The sequence below is a fragment of the Exiguobacterium sp. s166 genome (assembly GCF_018618855.1).
Taxonomy (GTDB): domain Bacteria; phylum Bacillota; class Bacilli; order Exiguobacteriales; family Exiguobacteriaceae; genus Exiguobacterium_A.
Genome location: NZ_JACSMU010000001.1, coordinates 100,893 through 118,018, shown reverse-complemented (window position 1 = coordinate 118,018; position 17,126 = coordinate 100,893). Strand labels below are relative to the sequence as shown.

Here is a 17,126-nt window from a genome sequence, read left to right as displayed (position 1 = left end):
GATGAAAAAATACACATTAACGCTTGACCTCCAGTATTTTGCGGGCGAAAAGACGGAAAAGGCATCACCCCGAAAACGTGATGACTCTCGGAAAAAAGGTCAGGTCGCAAAGTCGGCTGATTTAACGAGCAGTTTGATGTTGTTCGGAATGTTCTTGATTCTATTTTTCTTTGGTCCGTTTTTAGGGAAACGGTTCGTCATGGTATTAGAAGATGGGCTGAGCGCCCAAACGGTTTTAGTCGCTGTCGAAGAAGGACGCGTCCAGGAAGTCATGATTGAAATGCTGGTCCAAATGAGTATTCTTGTTGCACCATTCTTTCTGACGGCTGTCGTCATCGGCATTTTAGGGAATTTTGTACAAATCGGAGCATTGCTTAGCACCGAATCGATTCAACCGAAACTCGACCGGATCAATCCGTTGCAAGGCGTCAAACGAATCGTCAGCATGAAAGCATTAATTGAATTCTTAAAATCTGTTTTTAAATTACTTGTCATCGGTGTGACGAGCGGAACTGTCTTATGGAATAACAAAGTAGAAATTTCACGTTTGACGTCAGAACCGATTGGTGACGCCTTGGCGATTATCGGTCATCTGACGTTCCTGTTAGGGATTTCGGTCAGTATTGCGTTGATTGTCCTTGCTGTACTCGATTTTGCATATCAAAAATTTGATTTTGAAAAGTCGATTCGGATGAGTAAACAAGACTTAAAGGATGAGCATAAGAATACGGAAGGTGACCCGCAAATCAAAGGGAAAATTAAACAGCAACAACGGGAGATGGCGATGCGGCGGATGATGCAAGAAATACCGAATGCCGATGTTGTCATTACGAACCCGACCCATTACGCCGTAGCGATTCAATATGATGACGGCAAACATGCCGCACCCATTGTCGTCGCCAAGGGAGTGGATGCTGTCGCATTCCGGATTCGGGAGAAGGCGACAGCAGCTGAGATCCCGATTATTGAAAATAGACCGCTCGCACGAGCATTATTCGCAAAATCAGAAATAGGAATGGCAGTGGATGAATCATTTTATCAGGCACTCGCTGAAACACTCGCCTTTGTCTATCAAATGAAACAAGCGAAATGAAAGGATGAAGCATCATGACTATTTCAACACGAGATTTATCTGTCCTGCTAGGCGTCATTATGATTGTCTTCATGCTCGTCATTCCACTGCCAGGATTTTTACTCGATTTTCTCATTATCATCAATATTTTAATTGCCTTAATGGTCTTACTTGTCGCAATGAACGCGAAAGAAGCATTGGAATTTTCCGTTTTCCCGACACTCTTACTGATTGTGACTTTGTTCCGATTGGCATTGAACGTCTCGACGACCCGTGCGATTCTCTCGAACGGGAACGGTGGAGAAGTCATTGAAGCATTTGGTAGTTTCGTTGTCGGCGGAAACGCCCTGGTTGGATTCGTCGTCTTCTTGATTCTCGTATTGATTCAGTTTTTGGTCATCACGAAAGGATCAGAGCGGGTATCGGAAGTGTCGGCCCGTTTTACGCTTGATGCCATGCCCGGAAAACAGATGGCGATTGATGCCGATTTGAATTCCGGTATGATTGACGAATTACAGGCCCGGACACGCCGCCAAAAAATTCAATCGGAAGCCGATTTTTACGGAGCAATGGATGGAGCTTCGAAATTCGTCAAAGGAGACGCGATTGCCGGAATCATCATCGTCATCATCAACTTGATTTTCGGAATGATCATCGGTGTCGTGCAACAAGGGTTACCAATGGGGGAATCTGTCAAGCTGTATACGCTGTTAACCGTCGGTGACGGTCTTGTCAGTCAAATCCCGGCCTTATTGATTTCTGTTGCAACCGGAATCATCGTTACCCGCTCGACTTCTGACGGTAACTTAGGAGAAGACATCATCGGTCAGCTCTCACGGACACCGCTCCTCGTCATGATTGGAGCCGGTGCAATCTTCCTGCTAGGACTTTTTACAGCAATTCCCGATTACGTGACGATTCCTGTCGCGGCTGCAGCGGCTTTCTTCGCTTGGCGATTGACACGAACGTCAAAAGCAGCACAAGAAGAAGTGGCTGTCGAAGAAGCACCAACTGAAAATCTGCGATCTAGCGAATCGGTCATTTCCCTCTTGAACGTCGATACAATTGAGTTTGAATTTGGCTATGGTTTGATCCCGCTCGCAGATGAAGCACAAGGTGGGGATTTACTCGACCGGGTCGTCATGATCCGGAGACAGTTGGCACTTGAACTTGGATTCGTCTTACCGACAGTCCGGATTCGTGACCATCTGCAACTTCCACCGAACCACTACCGGATAAAAATCCGTGGAAGTGAGATGGCAACCGGCGAACTGTTACTCGATCATTACCTGGCAATGAGTCCGGGAGTGGATGATCCGGAAATCCAAGGTATCGAGACGGTTGAACCCGCGTTTGGGATGCCGGCCTTATGGATTGACGAACGGACGAGAAGCCGAGCAGAGATGTCCGGCTATACAGTCGTCGACCCGCCATCTGTTGTCGCAACACATTTGACAGAGCTTCTGAAAAAACACGCGGCCGATTTACTCGGTCGGGAAGAGACAAAACAACTGGTTGATCATTTAAAGGAATCGCATCCGATTTTAGTCGACGAAGTGACACCACAATTGTTGTCGATCGGCGAGCTACAAAAAGTGTTCGTACAGTTGTTAAAAGAAAAAATTTCGATTCGAAACTTACCGCTCATCTTTGAGACATTGGCCGATTATGCTGCCGTGACGAAAGATAGTGATTTGTTGGCTGAATATGTCCGTCAAGCATTGGCTCGACAAATTACGGAACAAGTCTTACAAGGAGACGTCTTACACGTTGTGACGGTATCGAGTGAACTGGAGATGGAGATCCAGTCAGCGATTCAAAAAACGGAGTTCGGCAATTATTTGGCGCTTGATCCGGATAAGGCAACACGTTTCATCGAGTCACTAAATGAATTGACGGCAGAATTCGAACGATACGGAGCTCAGCCAATCGTTTTGGCATCGCCAAGTATTCGGATGTTTGTTCGTCAATTAACAGAACGTTATTTCCCGGATGTGCCTGTTCTGTCTTATAACGAACTGATTCCGACCATTGAAGTCAAGAGTATTGGGGTGATTTAACACATGATGGTAAAACGAATTATCGCAAATTCTGTCAGCGAAGCGATGGAACTGGTTAAACAAGACTTAGGAAATGATGCCATCATTTTGAACACACGGCAGATCAAAGTGGGCGGTTTGTTCGGCTTGTTTGCACAAAAAAAAGTGGAGCTCGTCGCCTCAGTCGAAGAACATCCGGTCGAAAAAACAACACAGCCTGTAAAACGGGTCTCGGATGAGCTACAACCAACTAAATCAGTCGTTCAAAGTCACCCATCAATGATGGAGCCGCTTAGCCCGAAGATTGTCTCGTTCAGTTCACGGCGGTTGCCGGAAGCGCTTAGCTCATACGAAGTCTTGCTCGCTGAACCTGCCCTGCAACATGAAGCGGAGGCACTCTATGATTTATTAGTGTCAACTTACTACAAGACCAATGATGTGAGACAGGTCGAACAAGCCTTCATCACGACTGTGACTGCTCCTATTCAAGTCACGACGGCAACTTCCCGTTTCATCATGGTGACCGGACCAACGGGAGTCGGAAAAACGACGACCCTTGCCAAACTGGCTGCTTATTACCGTCTCACGAAACAACAAACCGTTGGATTGATTACGACGGATACATATCGGATTTCAGCCATCGAACAATTACGGACTTATGCCGACATCATCGATATTCCGTTACACGTCGCCTATGATTTACAAGAATTCGAACAAGCGAAAGTCGACTTATCCGACTGTGACGTTATCCTAATCGACACGGCGGGAAGAAATTTTCTTGACGCGGGTTATGTCGAACAGTTAAAAAAGCGGCATGATTTTTCAGAGACAGATGTATTTCTTGTACTCAGCTTAACGTCGAAGTACCGCGATTTAGAACAGATTCAACAACGGTTCGATCAAGTACCGTTGTCCGGATTCATTTTTACCAAAGCCGATGAGACAACAGATTTGTGGTCGATTTACGGACTTACGAAAAAGACACAGTTGCCTGTGTTTTGTCTGACGACCGGACAAGAAGTACCTGAAGACATCATCTGGCCGACAAGTGCAGAAGTTTCCCGAATGATTGTAGAAAGAGGGTTAAGATGATGCCAGAGGATCAGGCACGAGCGTTAAGATCAAAAGTTTCCGTACGGCAGACCAAAACCATTGCCATCGTCAGCGGTAAAGGTGGGGTCGGAAAAACGAATGTCGCGGTGAATTTGGGTGTCGCGTTATCGTTGCAAGCTAAAAAAGTATTAATCATTGATTTGGACATCGGTATGGCGAATGTCGGTGTGCTACTCGGAAAATCGTCGAAAGTTTCATTAATGGATTGTGTCAAGGAACGGTCACCCTTGACCCAAGCGGTCGTCGAAGCGACGCCGGATCTGCATTTCATTCATGGCGGGAGCGGATTCACAGAACTGATGGATCTGACGGATCATGATGTCGAATTCATGATGAGCGAGTTTCGGTTTTTCTATGAATATGATTTCGTCTTACTTGATCTAGGTGCCGGAGCGACACATCAGACTTTTGATTTCATCAGTAGTGCGGATGAAGCATGGCTGGTCGTGACGCCTGAACCGACGTCGATCATGGACGGATATGCTTTCGTCAAACTTGCGCATCACCATGCAAATGAACTTCCTGTCGCTGTCATCGTCAATCGGGCAACGAACGGACAAGAAGCGCTTGAAACGTTTGACCGGCTACAACAGGTCAGTCAGAACTTTTTGGGAAAATCGTTGCGCTTCGTCGGTTTTTTGCCGGATGATCCGACTGTCATGAAGGCAGTCAAAGCCCAACGACCATTTTATGTATTTGATCGGACGAGTGATGTCAGTTGGCGACTTGATCATATCACGACATCGCTGACAGGACTTCAGGTCCAGGAACAGAAATTTTTAGACCGGTTACTGAATCGTTTGAAAAAACGGCATAGCCGTGTCCGCTAACCATAAAGGAGGATACGTTCCATGGATTTAAATGAATATTTAGGATTGTTTCTTGATGAATCGATTGAACATTTACAAGCCATTAACTCGAGTTTGCTGATTTTTGAACAACGACTCGACGATGAAGCCGTTATCGATCAAATTTTCCGATCCGCTCATACTTTAAAAGGGATGGCCGGAACAATGGGGTATGATGCCATTGCCGATTTAACACACGAAATGGAAAGTGCACTTGATTTAGTCCGTTCGAAGACACAACCTGCTACACCCGAATTAATTGATGTACTATTTGTCGCAGCTGAACAGTTAGAAACGATGGTCGAGGATATCAGTCAAGGTGGTACCGGGAAGCTGGATGTAGCAACAACCGTCGTTCGTTTGAAACAGTTTATCAATACGGATTCGGAACCAGGTCAGGATACGGACAAACCTGCAGCAACAGTCGTGAAAAACTTTGAGTGTGATGTCTACTCTGAGTCGGTTGTCCGTCAATCGATGGCTTCCGGTTATCAAGCCTATGTCATTACGGTGGAGTTATCGGCGGATGTCATTTTGAAGGCAGCCCGGGTGTATATGGTATTTGACCGGTTGCAAAACCTCGGGGATGTCATCTTGTCGAATCCGACTTCGGATGAACTGGAACAGGAACAATTCGAGACCCGTTTTGATGTCTTGTTCGTGACGATGAAATCTGCTGAAGACATTCAAGGTGAAATCAAAGCCGTTTCGGAAGTCGCTCAAGTGTTGATTCAGCCATTCGAAGTGCCGGTCGAACCAGCAGCAGCGGCGACATTGCTTGAGCCGGTTGAAACGCCGGTCGTCAGTCCGGCAACGGATACTTCGAACGAGACGCAAACACCGGTTGCGGCAAAAACGATTCGTGTCAACCTCGAGCGGATTGATCGATTGATGAATCTGTTTGAAGAATTCATCATCGATCGTGGACGTCTCGAGCGGATTGCGGCAGAAGCCGGTTCTTCTGATTTGACGGAGACGGTTGAACGGATTAAACGCGGAACAAATGAACTGCAGTCACTGGTCCTGACGTTACGGATGATGCCAATCGAACAAGTCTTCAATCGCTTCCCGCGGATGGTACGTTCGGTATCGAAAGATGTCGGCAAAAACATCAAGCTCCACATTACAGGAGCAGAAACGGAACTCGACCGGACGGTCATTGATGAAATTGGGGATCCACTCGTCCACTTGATTCGAAATGCGGTCGACCATGGAATTGAAAGCAAAGCCGACCGGATTTTAGCCGGGAAAGCAGTTGAAGGAAATCTTTCCCTCCGGGCCTATCATTCCGGAAACCGTGTTTTCATTGAGATTGAAGATGATGGCGCAGGAATCAATCAGGAACGGGTGACAAAAATCGCCCTTGAAAAAGGATTGTTGACGGAAGAAGAGGCGGCGATGTTGACGCCGGAAGAAGCGGCAATGTTATTGTTCGCGCCTGGATTCTCGACGGCAGAAACCGTCACCGACTTATCAGGTCGTGGTGTCGGGCTGGACGTCGTTAAATCGAAAATTGAATCGCTCGGTGGAGAAGTCTTCGTCGAGACGAAACGCGGAGAAGGAACGATTTTCAGAATCAGTTTACCGCTGACGTTATCGATTATTTCTGCGATGCTCGTCAAGTTGGGAGAAGAAACGTATGCCATCCCGTTAACAGCCATCCTTGAAACGACATCGCTGAAGCAGGACGCCATTTTACAAGCCCACCGGGAAAAGGTATTCGATTTCCGTGGCCAGCTTGTTCCATTGATTTCATTAAATCAAGTATACGGATTACCACATGTGGAGGCAGATGCCTATTCTGTCGTCGTCGTCCGAAGTGGTGAGAAATTAGCAGGGTTGATAGTCTCAGAACTGATAGGACAACAGGAAATCGTCATGAAACCGTTAGGCAGTTATCTTGAGGGGATTCGTGCGATTTCAGGTGCGACGATTCTGGGTGACGGACAAGTTGCGTTAATCATTGACAGCAATGCACTGTTACGAAAGTGAGGGAATGAAGAATGGAACAAAAATGGGTCGTCTTTCAATTAGAAGAAAATGCATATGGAATTGATGTGCAATCGGTTCGTTCAATCGAACGTGTCATTCCGATCACACGTATCCCCAATGCCGCATCCTATGTCAAAGGTGTCATTAACTTACGCGGAGTCGTTACACCCGTGATTGATTTGCGGACGCGTTTAGGATTTGAGGCCGTCGAAGAAACAGAAGAAACGCGTATCATCATCGCAACACTGGAACATGGAGATGCAGGATTCATCGTGGATTGTGCAAATGAAGTCGTTGAAGCAGCAGATGTCCGGATTGAACCGCTGGCAGATTCAAAACAAGATGAGACAAACTATTTAACAGCCATCGCTAAAGGGGAAGACCAACTGTTCTCTTTACTCGAACCAAACCGTTTATTTGAAGAGATTATCCATGCTTAATCGAATGGAACAGGATGTCTTTCGAGAAATTGGTAATATCGGGGCAGCACATGCGGCAACCGCTTTATCCACGTTGCTGGGACAACCGGTTGAAATCGAAGTCCCTTCAGCGGACTTGGAAGGGTTCTCGACCATCATTGAGAGGGTCGGAGGTGCTGAAGCCTACACAGCAGGAGCACTCCTTCGGTTTTCTGGGGATATTAAAGCATCCTTATTATTTTTAATGCCGCTCAAGGATGCTGAGAAACTCGTTTCGCAGTTATTGCAACAGCCATTTCAATTTTTTTCGGAGCACCATGCGCTTGGTGTTTCGGCATGGGAAGAGATCGGGAATATCTTAATCGGCGCTTATGCCCGCTCGATTTCCGATTGGCTGGATTTATCCGTCCATGTCACGGTCCCGGCCTCTGCTTTTGATATGGTAGGAGCAATTTTGGAAGTTGCCTTACTTGAGTCAACAAAATTTGGTAACATGGCAGTATACATCGATACACGTTTATCCAGTTCAGGTAATGATTTGAATGGTCATTTATTGTTACTACCTGAAGAAGGTGCCTTTGATTCGGTCTTTCAACGATTGGGTGTGGATATTGATGGATGAAGTCGTTCGGATTGGAATTGCAGAATATGCAGTCAGCCAAAAACCAATCATTCTTCGGACGGCTGGTTTAGGTTCTTGTGTCGGTGTCATTATCTACGATCAAGAGCGTGGACTGTCGAGTATGGCACACGTGATGTTACCGGACTCGGCAATCAGTCGGAATATCACACTGGAAATCGGAAAGTTCGCCGATACGGCCGTCGTCGAGTTGACACGCCGTCTTCGTCATAGTGGAGCAATTCGTCTCCGGGCAAAAATTGCCGGTGGTGCACAAATGTTTCAATTTAAATATGAACACGAATCGATGCGAATCGGTGAACGAAATATTGCGGCGGTAAAATTGGCTTTACGAAAAGCGAACGTCCCACTCGTTGCGGAAGACGTTGGTGGAACAAATGGTCGAACGATCGAGTTCCATTCTCAGACTGGACGGTTAGTCATCCGGACAGTCAACGTCGGAACGCTGGAAATTTAGAGGAGGAATGGTCATGCGTGAGGAATTACAACAACTTTGGAATCAATGGCTATCGACGCGTGATGTAGCGGTAGCTGACCAGTTACTGCTAAATTATGAACCTCTTGTGCACTACCACGTTCAGCGTCTCAGCGCGACACTTCCGAAGAGTGTCGATCGTGATGAATTAAAAAGTCTTGGGATGATGGGATTGTATGATGCTCTTCAAAAATTCGACCAAAATCACAATAATAAATTTGATACGTATGCAGCATTTCGTATTCGCGGCGCCATTTTAGACGGCTTACGAAAAATTGATTGGTTACCCCGGTCGTTACGGGAAAAATCAAAGCGGGTCGAAGCTGCTGTCGAGATTTTAGAACAAAGTCTTCAACGGACCCCGACGATTGATGAAGTTTCATCGATTGTTGATATGAACCCGGAAGAAGTCAAGACGGCACTTGCTGAGAGCTATTTTGCGAATATTCTATCGATCGATGAAGCAGTGACGCTTCAAGACGAAGGAAAAGCGATGGCCGTTTCCTATCTGGATCCAGATGCAGCGACACCTGAGGATACACTTTTGATGCGCGAGCTGATTTCGAAGCTTGCCGAAGAAGTGGAGCAATTGTCCGAGAAGGAACAATACGTTGTGTCCCTCTTTTACTTTGAAGAACTGACATTGACGGAAATCGGGGAAGTACTTGGCCTATCTACTTCACGAATTTCACAGATTCATTCGAAAGCGCTCCGAAAACTGAAACAAGCGTTAGGAAGTGCTTATCTTTCTGACCGCGTCGCGATGTGAAAGGACATACCATGACACTTTTTTATATTTTGCTAGCAGCACTCATTTGTTACGGTCTTTTGTTATTATTTAAGCAACAAGCGCTTTTGAAGGACCGCGTTACACATCTTGAACGACAGAAGCAGGAAACGGAAGAAATTCTGTTACAATTCATGCAACAGGTGAATGAGCTGACGGAAGGGGAGGTAAGATCCCGCCCGTCGACTCCTGTCGAACAAGAATGGAAAGGCGAAATCATTGTAGCTGAAGAATCAGAGCGACCCGATTATTCTTCTGAACCGGTCAAAGTATTTTCAAAAGAAGACAAACCGGACGACCGGGTGGAAGAATCGCCTCTGTTGGATGTTAAAGATCAACTCGAAAAAGGTGCTGATTTAGATCAATTGGCACGTTCACTGAACCGGGGAGCCGGAGAAGTGGCCTTGATTGCTAAACTTTCTCAGAAAACGAAGGTTGCCCGGCGTTAAACTTTATGCTATATTAGTCTACGGTGTTAATTACGCACGCATGTATCGCCGGCTGCGGTGCCTTTAATAGGTTAGCTGGAACAACGATCATCGCGGAGGACATCCAAAACCCAAAAGGAGGAATTCATCATGGCAGTAATCTCGATGAAACAATTGTTAGAAGCTGGTGTACACTTCGGTCACCAAACACGCCGTTGGAACCCAAAAATGGCAAAATACATCTTCACAGAACGTAACGGAATCTACATCATTGACCTACAAAAAACGGTTAAAAAAGTAGACGAAGCTTACAACTTCATCCGTGAAGTAGCGTCTGAAGGCGGAAACGTTCTTTTCGTTGGTACGAAAAAACAAGCTCAAGACACTGTGAAAGAAGAAGCGATCCGTGCTGGTCAATACTTCATCAACGAACGTTGGTTAGGTGGAACACTCACGAACTTCTCTACAATCAAAAAACGTATCAACCGTTTAAAACAACTCGAAAAAATGGAAGAGAACGGTACATTCGAAGTTCTTCCTAAAAAAGAAGTCATCATTCTTAAAAAAGAAATGACTCGTCTTGAGAAATTCCTCGGCGGTATCAAAGATATGCCAGGCGTTCCAGATGCACTCTTCATCGTTGACCCACGCAAAGAGCGTATCGCGATTGCAGAAGCACACAAACTCAACATCCCAATCGTTGCGATCGTTGACACAAACTGTGATCCGGACGAAATCGACTACGTCATCCCAGCAAACGACGATGCGATCCGTGCAGTCAAATTGCTTACTGGTAAAATGGCTGACGCAATCCTCGAAGTTAAACAAGGCGAAGATAACGTAGCACCTGAAACTACTGAAGAAGTAGTAGCAGACGCTGAGTAATTCGTGATGCCAGGTGATAAAGGGAATTGACCTTTTATCACCTTTTTTTTGAAAATAAGGACGTTATAAGGAGGAATATCGAATGGCTATTACAGCAGCTATGGTAAAAGAACTTCGTGAAAAAACTGGTGCAGGGATGCTTGACTGCAAAAAAGCACTCGTCGAAGCTGATGGGGACATGAACGCAGCAATCGACTTCTTGCGTGAAAAAGGAATCGCTAAAGCAGCAGCTAAAGGCGACCGGATTGCAGCAGAAGGTTTGACAGCTGTCGCAGTTAACGGCAACAAAGCAGCACTTGTTGAAATCAACTCAGAAACAGATTTCGTTGCGAAAAACGAACGTTTCCAATCACTCGTTCAAAACATTGCAGACGCAGTACTCCGCAATGGTTCTGAAACGGCTGAAGCAGCACTTGCTTCTGAATACGAAGCAGGAAAAACAATCGACACATACATCTCAGAAGAAGCATCAACAATCGGAGAGAAAATTTCACTTCGTCGTGTAGCGCTCTTCGCTAAAGAAGACAACGCAGCATTCGGTTCTTACCTCCACATGGGTGGTCGTATCGGTTCTGTCGTCGTCGTCGAAGGCACAACAGACGAAACTGTTGCAAAAGATATCGCAATGCACATTGCTGCAGCGCGCCCACTTTACGTCGACCGTTCTTCTGTCACAGAAGAAGAAAAAGCACGTGAAGAAAAAGTTCTTACAGAGCAAGCACTCAACGAAGGCAAACCTGCTAACATCGTTGAGAAAATGATTGCTGGTCGTATGAACAAATTCTACGAAGAAATCTGCCTCGTTGACCAAACATTCGTCAAAGATCCAGACTTCAAAGTTGGTAAATATGTAGAATCTAAAGGCGGAAAAATCGTTTCATTCGTACGCTTCGAAGTTGGAGAAGGTATGGAGAAACGTGAAGAAAACTTCGCTGAAGAAGTAATGAACCAACTTAAAAAATAAGAATCAGGATTTCCTGATGACAAGAGAAGGAACACGTATGCTTCAATCCACTTTCGTGTGGAAGTGGGTCGTGTTCCTTTTTTACGGAATTTAGCAAGGGGGACATAGTCATGCAACCGAAATATAACCGGATTGTGTTAAAATTGAGCGGAGAAGCGCTCGCAGGAGATCAAGGGTTCGGAATTCATCCTGGGATTGTCAATTCGATTTCGAATCAAATTAAAGAACTAGTCGAATTGAACGTAGAAGTCGCAGTCGTCGTAGGTGCAGGAAACATTTGGCGCGGTAAGACGGGAGCGGAGCTTGGGATGGACCGGGCAAATGCCGATTATATGGGGATGCTTGCGACCGTCATGAACTCGCTCGCTTTACAAGATAGCCTGGAATCCGTTGGTGTCGAAACACGTGTTCAGACGTCGATTGAAATGCGACAAGTCGCTGAACCATACATCCGCCGTCGGGCAATGCGTCATCTTGAAAAAGGACGGGTTGTTATCTTTGCAGCCGGAACAGGGAATCCGTATTTCTCAACAGATACGACAGCGGCGCTTCGGGCAGCTGAAATCGAGGCGGAAGTCATCTTAATGGCGAAAAACAACGTCGATGGTGTCTACTCGGCTGATCCAAATGTTGATCCAGATGCGAAGAAATTTGAGACATTATCTTACTTGGATGTTCTTAAAGACGGTCTTCAAGTCATGGATTCAACGGCAACATCACTTTGTATGGACAATGACATCCCGCTCATCGTATTCTCGTTGATGGAAGAAGGAAACATTAAACGAGTCGTCATCGGTGATGAAATCGGGACACTTGTAAGGGGGAAATAACATGTCACAAGCAATCATGAAACAAGCAGAAGAACGGATGGAGAAAGCACATCTGTCATTGAAAAAAGAACTTGCGACGTTACGTGCAGGACGTGCGAACGTATCAATCCTTGATCCGGTTCAAGTGGACTACTATGGTTCACCGACACCACTCAATCAAGTCGCAAACGTCAACACACCGGAAGCGCGTTTGATTTTGATTACACCGTGGGATAAATCGATGGTGACAGAAATTGAAAAAGCGATTCAACGTGCAGACCTAGGGCTTGCTCCTTCTTCGGACGGGACAGTCATTCGATTAGCGATTCCACCATTGACAGAGGATCGTCGGAAAGAACTCGTGAAACTTGTCAAAAAGTACACGGAAGAAGGAAAAGTCGCTCTTCGGAACATTCGTCGTGATACGAACGAACAACTGAAAAAACAAGAAAAAGACGGCGTGTTGACTGAAGATGACCTCCGCGGTTACACAGAAGACGTTCAAACATTAACGGACAAATTCGTTAAAGTACTTGATCAAACGGCGACGGATAAAGAACAAGAAATTATGGAAGTATGACACGTAATATTGTCAGGTTGGGGACTCTTTGTCACACGAAGAGTCCCTTTCTTCTTAAACTAAACGAGGGGAGGAAGAAGTAAATGTTTCAATGGTTAAATCAGACTAAAGAAGTGATTGAACAACAAGTTCCTGAACATATTGCGATTATTATGGATGGAAACGGACGTTGGGCAAAAAAACGAGGCCTTCCCCGTATCATGGGGCATCGTGAAGGGATGAAATCTGTCCGGGAAGTTGTTCGGACGGCAAATGAATTAGGTGTGAAAAGTTTGACGTTATATGCTTTTTCAACCGAAAACTGGACGCGTCCTGAAGAAGAAGTCAGTTTCCTGATGAAACTGCCGGCCCAATTTTTAGAGTCGGATCTTAAAGATTTGAATGAACGGAACGTCAAAGTCGAAGTGGCGGGAGAAATTTCGCGTCTGCCGATTTATACACGGGAAGCCGTTCAACAAGCCAAAACGGATACAGCGGACAATACAGGACTTCGGTTGATTTTTGCCCTCAATTATGGAGGACGGGATGAAATCGTTCAAGTCATGCAAAAAATCGCTGAAAAAGTGCAAGCCGGTGTATTGCGGCCTGACATGATTACGAACGAAGTCATTGAACAAGAATTAATGACAGGTTCGATGACAGATGTCGATCTCGTCATTCGTACGAGTGGGGAACAACGACTTTCCAACTTTTTATTATGGCAAGCTGCCTATGCCGAATTTTACTTTACAGATGTCTTATGGCCCGAGTTCCGGCGTGACCAGTTCTTAGCGGCGATTGAAGACTATAATCAACGGACGCGTCGTTTTGGCGGAGTCTGACTAAACGAGGACATATCTTATGAAAACACGAATTATTACAGGAATATGGGCAGGTGCCATCTTTTTAGTATTGCTTTATCTAGGAGGACTCCCATTCCTTGCTTTCATGGCAATTTTGACAATCATCGGGTATACCGAACTGATTAAAATGCGACAATTGTCGTTCAAGTCAATTCCGGTCCTGTTGTTCGGAGCGGGAACATTACTTCCGTTCATCGGGTTGTATGAACAGGCCAGCGAACAGTCGCTGTCACTCGGGCTGTCTCCGATTGCATGGGGCATGTTAATTGTCTTGATCGGTTTATTTTGGACAGTGTTCTCCAAAAACGTATTCACCTTCGACGATGTGGCCTTTTTGCTGTTGACTGCAGTCTATGTCGGAATAGGATTCGCATCGTTTACGTACATTCGGTTGCTTGAAAACGGTTTGACGTTTTCCTTACTGATCATCTTACTGATCTGGTTCACGGATTCGGGTGCTTACTTCGTTGGGAAAAGTCTGGGGAAAACAAAATTGTGGCCAGCCATCAGCCCCAATAAAACAGTTGAAGGAGCACTCGGTGGTGTCGTTCTTGCGATCGTACTCGGAGTGGTGTTTGAACTGATTCACCCGACAGTCGGTCTCGGAACTGTCGTATTGTTGGCACTGATCGTTGCCGTCGTCGGTCAATTAGGCGATTTAGTCCAGTCAGCGTATAAACGTCATTATGGCGTAAAAGATTCCGGAGCATTATTACCCGGACACGGTGGGATTCTTGACCGGTTCGACAGTATGATCATTGTCTTTACCGTTCTGATTGTACTCGGTATATTCGGATAAGGAGGAAAAAGGATGAAACAGGTTAGTATCATTGGGGGAACTGGATCAATCGGGACCCAAACGTTAGATGTCATCGCAGCAAATCCAGACCGTTTCCAACTGGTCAGCTTTGCGTTCGGGAAAAACATCGAGGTTGCCTTACCCTGGCTGAATCGTTTACGTCCGGAGCTGGTAGCTGTCTTAGACGAGACAGTAAAAGAACAACTCGAAGCTGTTCTTGATTACGCGCCAACAGTGCTCGTCGGTGAAGAAGGATTGATTGCTGTCGCAACAGCAGAACAAGCGGATATCGTCATTACAGCCGTCGTCGGTGCCGTCGGGCTTCGTCCTACGCTTGCCGCCATTGAAGCGGGAAAAGCAATCGGGTTGGCAAACAAAGAAACACTAGTGACAGCCGGACACCTCGTCATGAAAAAAGCACGTGAAAAAGGTGTCGCTATTCTTCCGGTCGATAGTGAACATGCCGCGATTTTCCAATGTCTGAATGGCGAACGTCGCCAAGACGTCCGACAAATCATCTTAACCGCATCCGGCGGCAGTTTCCGTGATCAAACACGGGAACAGTTGGCAAACGTAACAGTCGAGCAGGCGCTAAACCATCCGAACTGGTCAATGGGGGCCAAAATTACGATTGATTCGGCGACGATGATGAACAAAGGATTTGAAGTCATCGAAGCGCACTGGTTGTTTGATGTCACGTACGATGAAATCGATGTCGTCCTTCACCGGGAATCCATCATCCACTCGATGGTCGAATTCAATGATGGTGCGGTTATGGCGCAACTCGGGATGCCGGATATGCGTGAACCGATTCAATATGCCCTTACATATCCGTCCCGCCTTGAAATCAAAGGGGGAGAACGGTTAAACTTAAAACAAATCGGACGCCTGAATTTTGCGGAAGCTTCATTTGAACGTTATCCATTGCTTCGTCTTGCGTTTGAAGCAGGACGTGCGGGTGGATCGATGCCTTCCGTGCTCAATGCTGCGAACGAACAAGCTGTTGACCGTTTTTTAAAAGGGGAAATCAGCTTTTTAGAAATTGAAGCGAGCGTCGAGGCGGCTCTTCAAGCACATGAAAACATCGAAGATCCGTCTTTGGACCAGATTTTAGAGTCGGATCGTTGGGCCCGTGCGTTTGTTGCGTCCCTCTCACTCGCTAATTAAGGATGGGATAACAATGACGACCTTTATATCAATCGTATTGATGTTCGGTGTACTTGTTGCCGTGCATGAATGGGGTCATCTCGTCATGGCAAAACGGGCAGGAATCCTCTGTCGCGAATTCGCCATCGGATTTGGTCCGAAAATTTTTTCTTTTTTCAAAAATGAGACGTTGTACACGATTCGCCTGTTACCAATTGGTGGATATGTCAAAATGGCCGGGGAAGAACCGGAATTCGTTGAAGTCAAACCGGGGCAAACAATCGGCTTGGGACTTCGTGACGGTATCATTGAGACGATGTATTTGGATGCTTCCCGTCCGGAGGCGGATCAAGTCGTAACCGTCGAAAAAATTGATTTGTTGCATAAGCTAGAAGTCATCGCCTTACAAGATGAAGTATCGGCACGTTACCCTGTCTCGAAGACGGCATTTCTTGTCGAAGGACAAACCAAAACTCAAATCGCGCCATACGATCGAACGTTTGGATCAAAATCCGTTTTCAAACGTGTCCTAGCCATTGCGGCAGGTCCGGCCATGAACTTTGTTCTCGCGTTTGTTATCTTGTTCGGCTTAGCATTGTATAATGGTTCACCGACCGGAGAAAGTGTCATTGGAACGGTGCAAAAAGAATCTCCGGCTGATAAGGCAGGTCTTGTCGAAGGAGACCGGATTGTTTCCGTCAATGGAACAGAAACGGATAAATGGACGGATTTACGGGCCGGGTTCCAAGATCAGGCCGGAAAAAAGACAACCGTCGTCTACGAACGAGATGGTCAGGAGCAAACGACGTCCATCACACCGAAGGTACAACAGCAAGGTGATCAAAAAGTTGGAATCATTGGTGTGACGAATGAGACAGAAAAATCATTTGGAACAGCCTTACAGACAGGTATTTCCGAAACATGGCGGATGTCGACATTGATCGTCGGAGCTGTCGGAGATCTCGTAACGGGTGTCGTCGGCGTCGATCAATTATCCGGTCCGGTCGGAATCGTCAAAATGACGGATCAAGTTGCGGACAGCGGATTTTCCATGTTGCTGACATGGACTGCATTGCTTTCAGTCAACTTAGCAGTATTCAACTTATTACCACTACCTGCTTTAGACGGTGGCCGATTATTGTTCCTGTTTTTAGAAGCGTTGCGCGGGAAACCGGTCGATCCGCAAAAAGAAGGATTAGTCCATTTTGTTGGATTTGCACTTTTGATGCTCTTGATGTTGGTCGTCACATGGAACGATATCCAGAAGTTCTTTTAAATTATTAGTCAA

General features: G+C 46.1%; 18 protein-coding genes. All 18 read left to right on the top strand.

The genetic code is table 11. The features are described from left to right. Position 1 precedes the first annotated feature (1 nt). The 18 genes from flhB (at position 2) to rseP (ending at position 17,114) form a co-directional block, all read left to right on the top strand. Positions 2-1,093, top strand: coding sequence for a flagellar biosynthesis protein FlhB (gene flhB, locus KNP93_RS00590; protein ID WP_131502578.1), 1,092 nt, complete (start codon positions 2-4; stop codon positions 1,091-1,093). Between the two features lie 14 nt (positions 1,094-1,107). Continuing rightward, positions 1,108-3,132, top strand: a complete 2,025-nt coding sequence (gene flhA / locus KNP93_RS00585; RefSeq protein ID WP_131502577.1) for a flagellar biosynthesis protein FlhA — start codon at positions 1,108-1,110, stop codon at positions 3,130-3,132. Positions 3,133-3,135: 3 nt separating this feature from the next. Next, positions 3,136-4,203: a flagellar biosynthesis protein FlhF gene (locus KNP93_RS00580; protein WP_188004504.1), complete on the top strand. Its 1,068-nt coding sequence runs from the start codon at positions 3,136-3,138 to the stop codon at positions 4,201-4,203. Then, positions 4,200-5,054, top strand: coding sequence for a MinD/ParA family protein (locus tag KNP93_RS00575; protein ID WP_131502575.1), 855 nt, complete (start codon positions 4,200-4,202; stop codon positions 5,052-5,054). Before KNP93_RS00580 ends, KNP93_RS00575 begins: the two co-directional genes overlap by 4 nt. A 21-nt stretch (positions 5,055-5,075) precedes the next feature. Then, on the top strand, positions 5,076-7,064 hold the full coding sequence (locus KNP93_RS00570) for a chemotaxis protein CheA (RefSeq protein ID WP_131502574.1): 1,989 nt from the start codon (positions 5,076-5,078) through the stop codon (positions 7,062-7,064). Positions 7,065-7,075: 11 nt separating this feature from the next. Further along, a complete protein-coding gene (locus KNP93_RS00565) occupies positions 7,076-7,504 on the top strand; it encodes a chemotaxis protein CheW (RefSeq protein ID WP_026828027.1) in 429 nt (142 codons plus the stop codon). Next, positions 7,497-8,105 (top strand): chemotaxis protein CheC, encoded by a 609-nt coding sequence (locus KNP93_RS00560; protein ID WP_114595514.1) that lies wholly within the window; start codon positions 7,497-7,499, stop codon positions 8,103-8,105. The genes KNP93_RS00565 and KNP93_RS00560 overlap by 8 nt, the downstream gene beginning before the upstream one ends. Continuing rightward, positions 8,098-8,580: a chemotaxis protein CheD gene (locus KNP93_RS00555; protein ID WP_214852687.1), complete on the top strand. Its 483-nt coding sequence runs from the start codon at positions 8,098-8,100 to the stop codon at positions 8,578-8,580. The genes KNP93_RS00560 and KNP93_RS00555 overlap by 8 nt, the downstream gene beginning before the upstream one ends. Before the next feature lie 13 nt (positions 8,581-8,593). Beyond that, positions 8,594-9,367, top strand: a complete 774-nt coding sequence (locus KNP93_RS00550; protein ID WP_114595516.1) for a FliA/WhiG family RNA polymerase sigma factor — start codon at positions 8,594-8,596, stop codon at positions 9,365-9,367. A gap of 11 nt (positions 9,368-9,378) precedes the next feature. Beyond that, complete coding sequence (locus KNP93_RS00545) at positions 9,379-9,834, top strand: hypothetical protein (RefSeq protein ID WP_131502572.1); 456 nt, start codon at positions 9,379-9,381, stop codon at positions 9,832-9,834. Between the two features lie 129 nt (positions 9,835-9,963). Next, a complete protein-coding gene (gene rpsB / locus KNP93_RS00540) occupies positions 9,964-10,698 on the top strand; it encodes a 30S ribosomal protein S2 (protein ID WP_012370721.1) in 735 nt (244 codons plus the stop codon). 82 nt (positions 10,699-10,780) lie between these two features. Further along, positions 10,781-11,662 carry a translation elongation factor Ts gene (gene tsf / locus KNP93_RS00535; protein ID WP_114595518.1) on the top strand — a complete coding sequence of 294 codons (882 nt, stop codon included), beginning with the start codon at positions 10,781-10,783 and terminating at the stop codon, positions 11,660-11,662. Between the two features lie 110 nt (positions 11,663-11,772). Further along, positions 11,773-12,492, top strand: a complete 720-nt coding sequence (gene pyrH / locus KNP93_RS00530; RefSeq protein ID WP_026828033.1) for a UMP kinase — start codon at positions 11,773-11,775, stop codon at positions 12,490-12,492. Between the two features lies 1 nt (position 12,493). Next, the gene (frr, locus tag KNP93_RS00525; RefSeq protein WP_114595519.1) at positions 12,494-13,051 is read left to right on the top strand and encodes a ribosome recycling factor; all 558 of its coding nucleotides are present in this window, start codon (positions 12,494-12,496) and stop codon (positions 13,049-13,051) included. Positions 13,052-13,134: 83 nt separating this feature from the next. Further along, entirely contained in the window at positions 13,135-13,872 is a 738-nt protein-coding gene (locus tag KNP93_RS00520; protein WP_131502571.1) for an undecaprenyl pyrophosphate synthase, read from the top strand. A gap of 19 nt (positions 13,873-13,891) precedes the next feature. Beyond that, positions 13,892-14,692 carry a phosphatidate cytidylyltransferase gene (locus tag KNP93_RS00515; RefSeq protein WP_131502570.1) on the top strand — a complete coding sequence of 267 codons (801 nt, stop codon included), beginning with the start codon at positions 13,892-13,894 and terminating at the stop codon, positions 14,690-14,692. Positions 14,693-14,704: 12 nt separating this feature from the next. Then, positions 14,705-15,859 (top strand): 1-deoxy-D-xylulose-5-phosphate reductoisomerase, encoded by a 1,155-nt coding sequence (locus KNP93_RS00510; RefSeq protein WP_131502569.1) that lies wholly within the window; start codon positions 14,705-14,707, stop codon positions 15,857-15,859. Positions 15,860-15,872: 13 nt separating this feature from the next. Continuing rightward, the gene (gene rseP / locus KNP93_RS00505) at positions 15,873-17,114 is read left to right on the top strand and encodes an RIP metalloprotease RseP (RefSeq protein ID WP_188004501.1); all 1,242 of its coding nucleotides are present in this window, start codon (positions 15,873-15,875) and stop codon (positions 17,112-17,114) included. Positions 17,115-17,126: the final 12 nt, after the last annotated feature.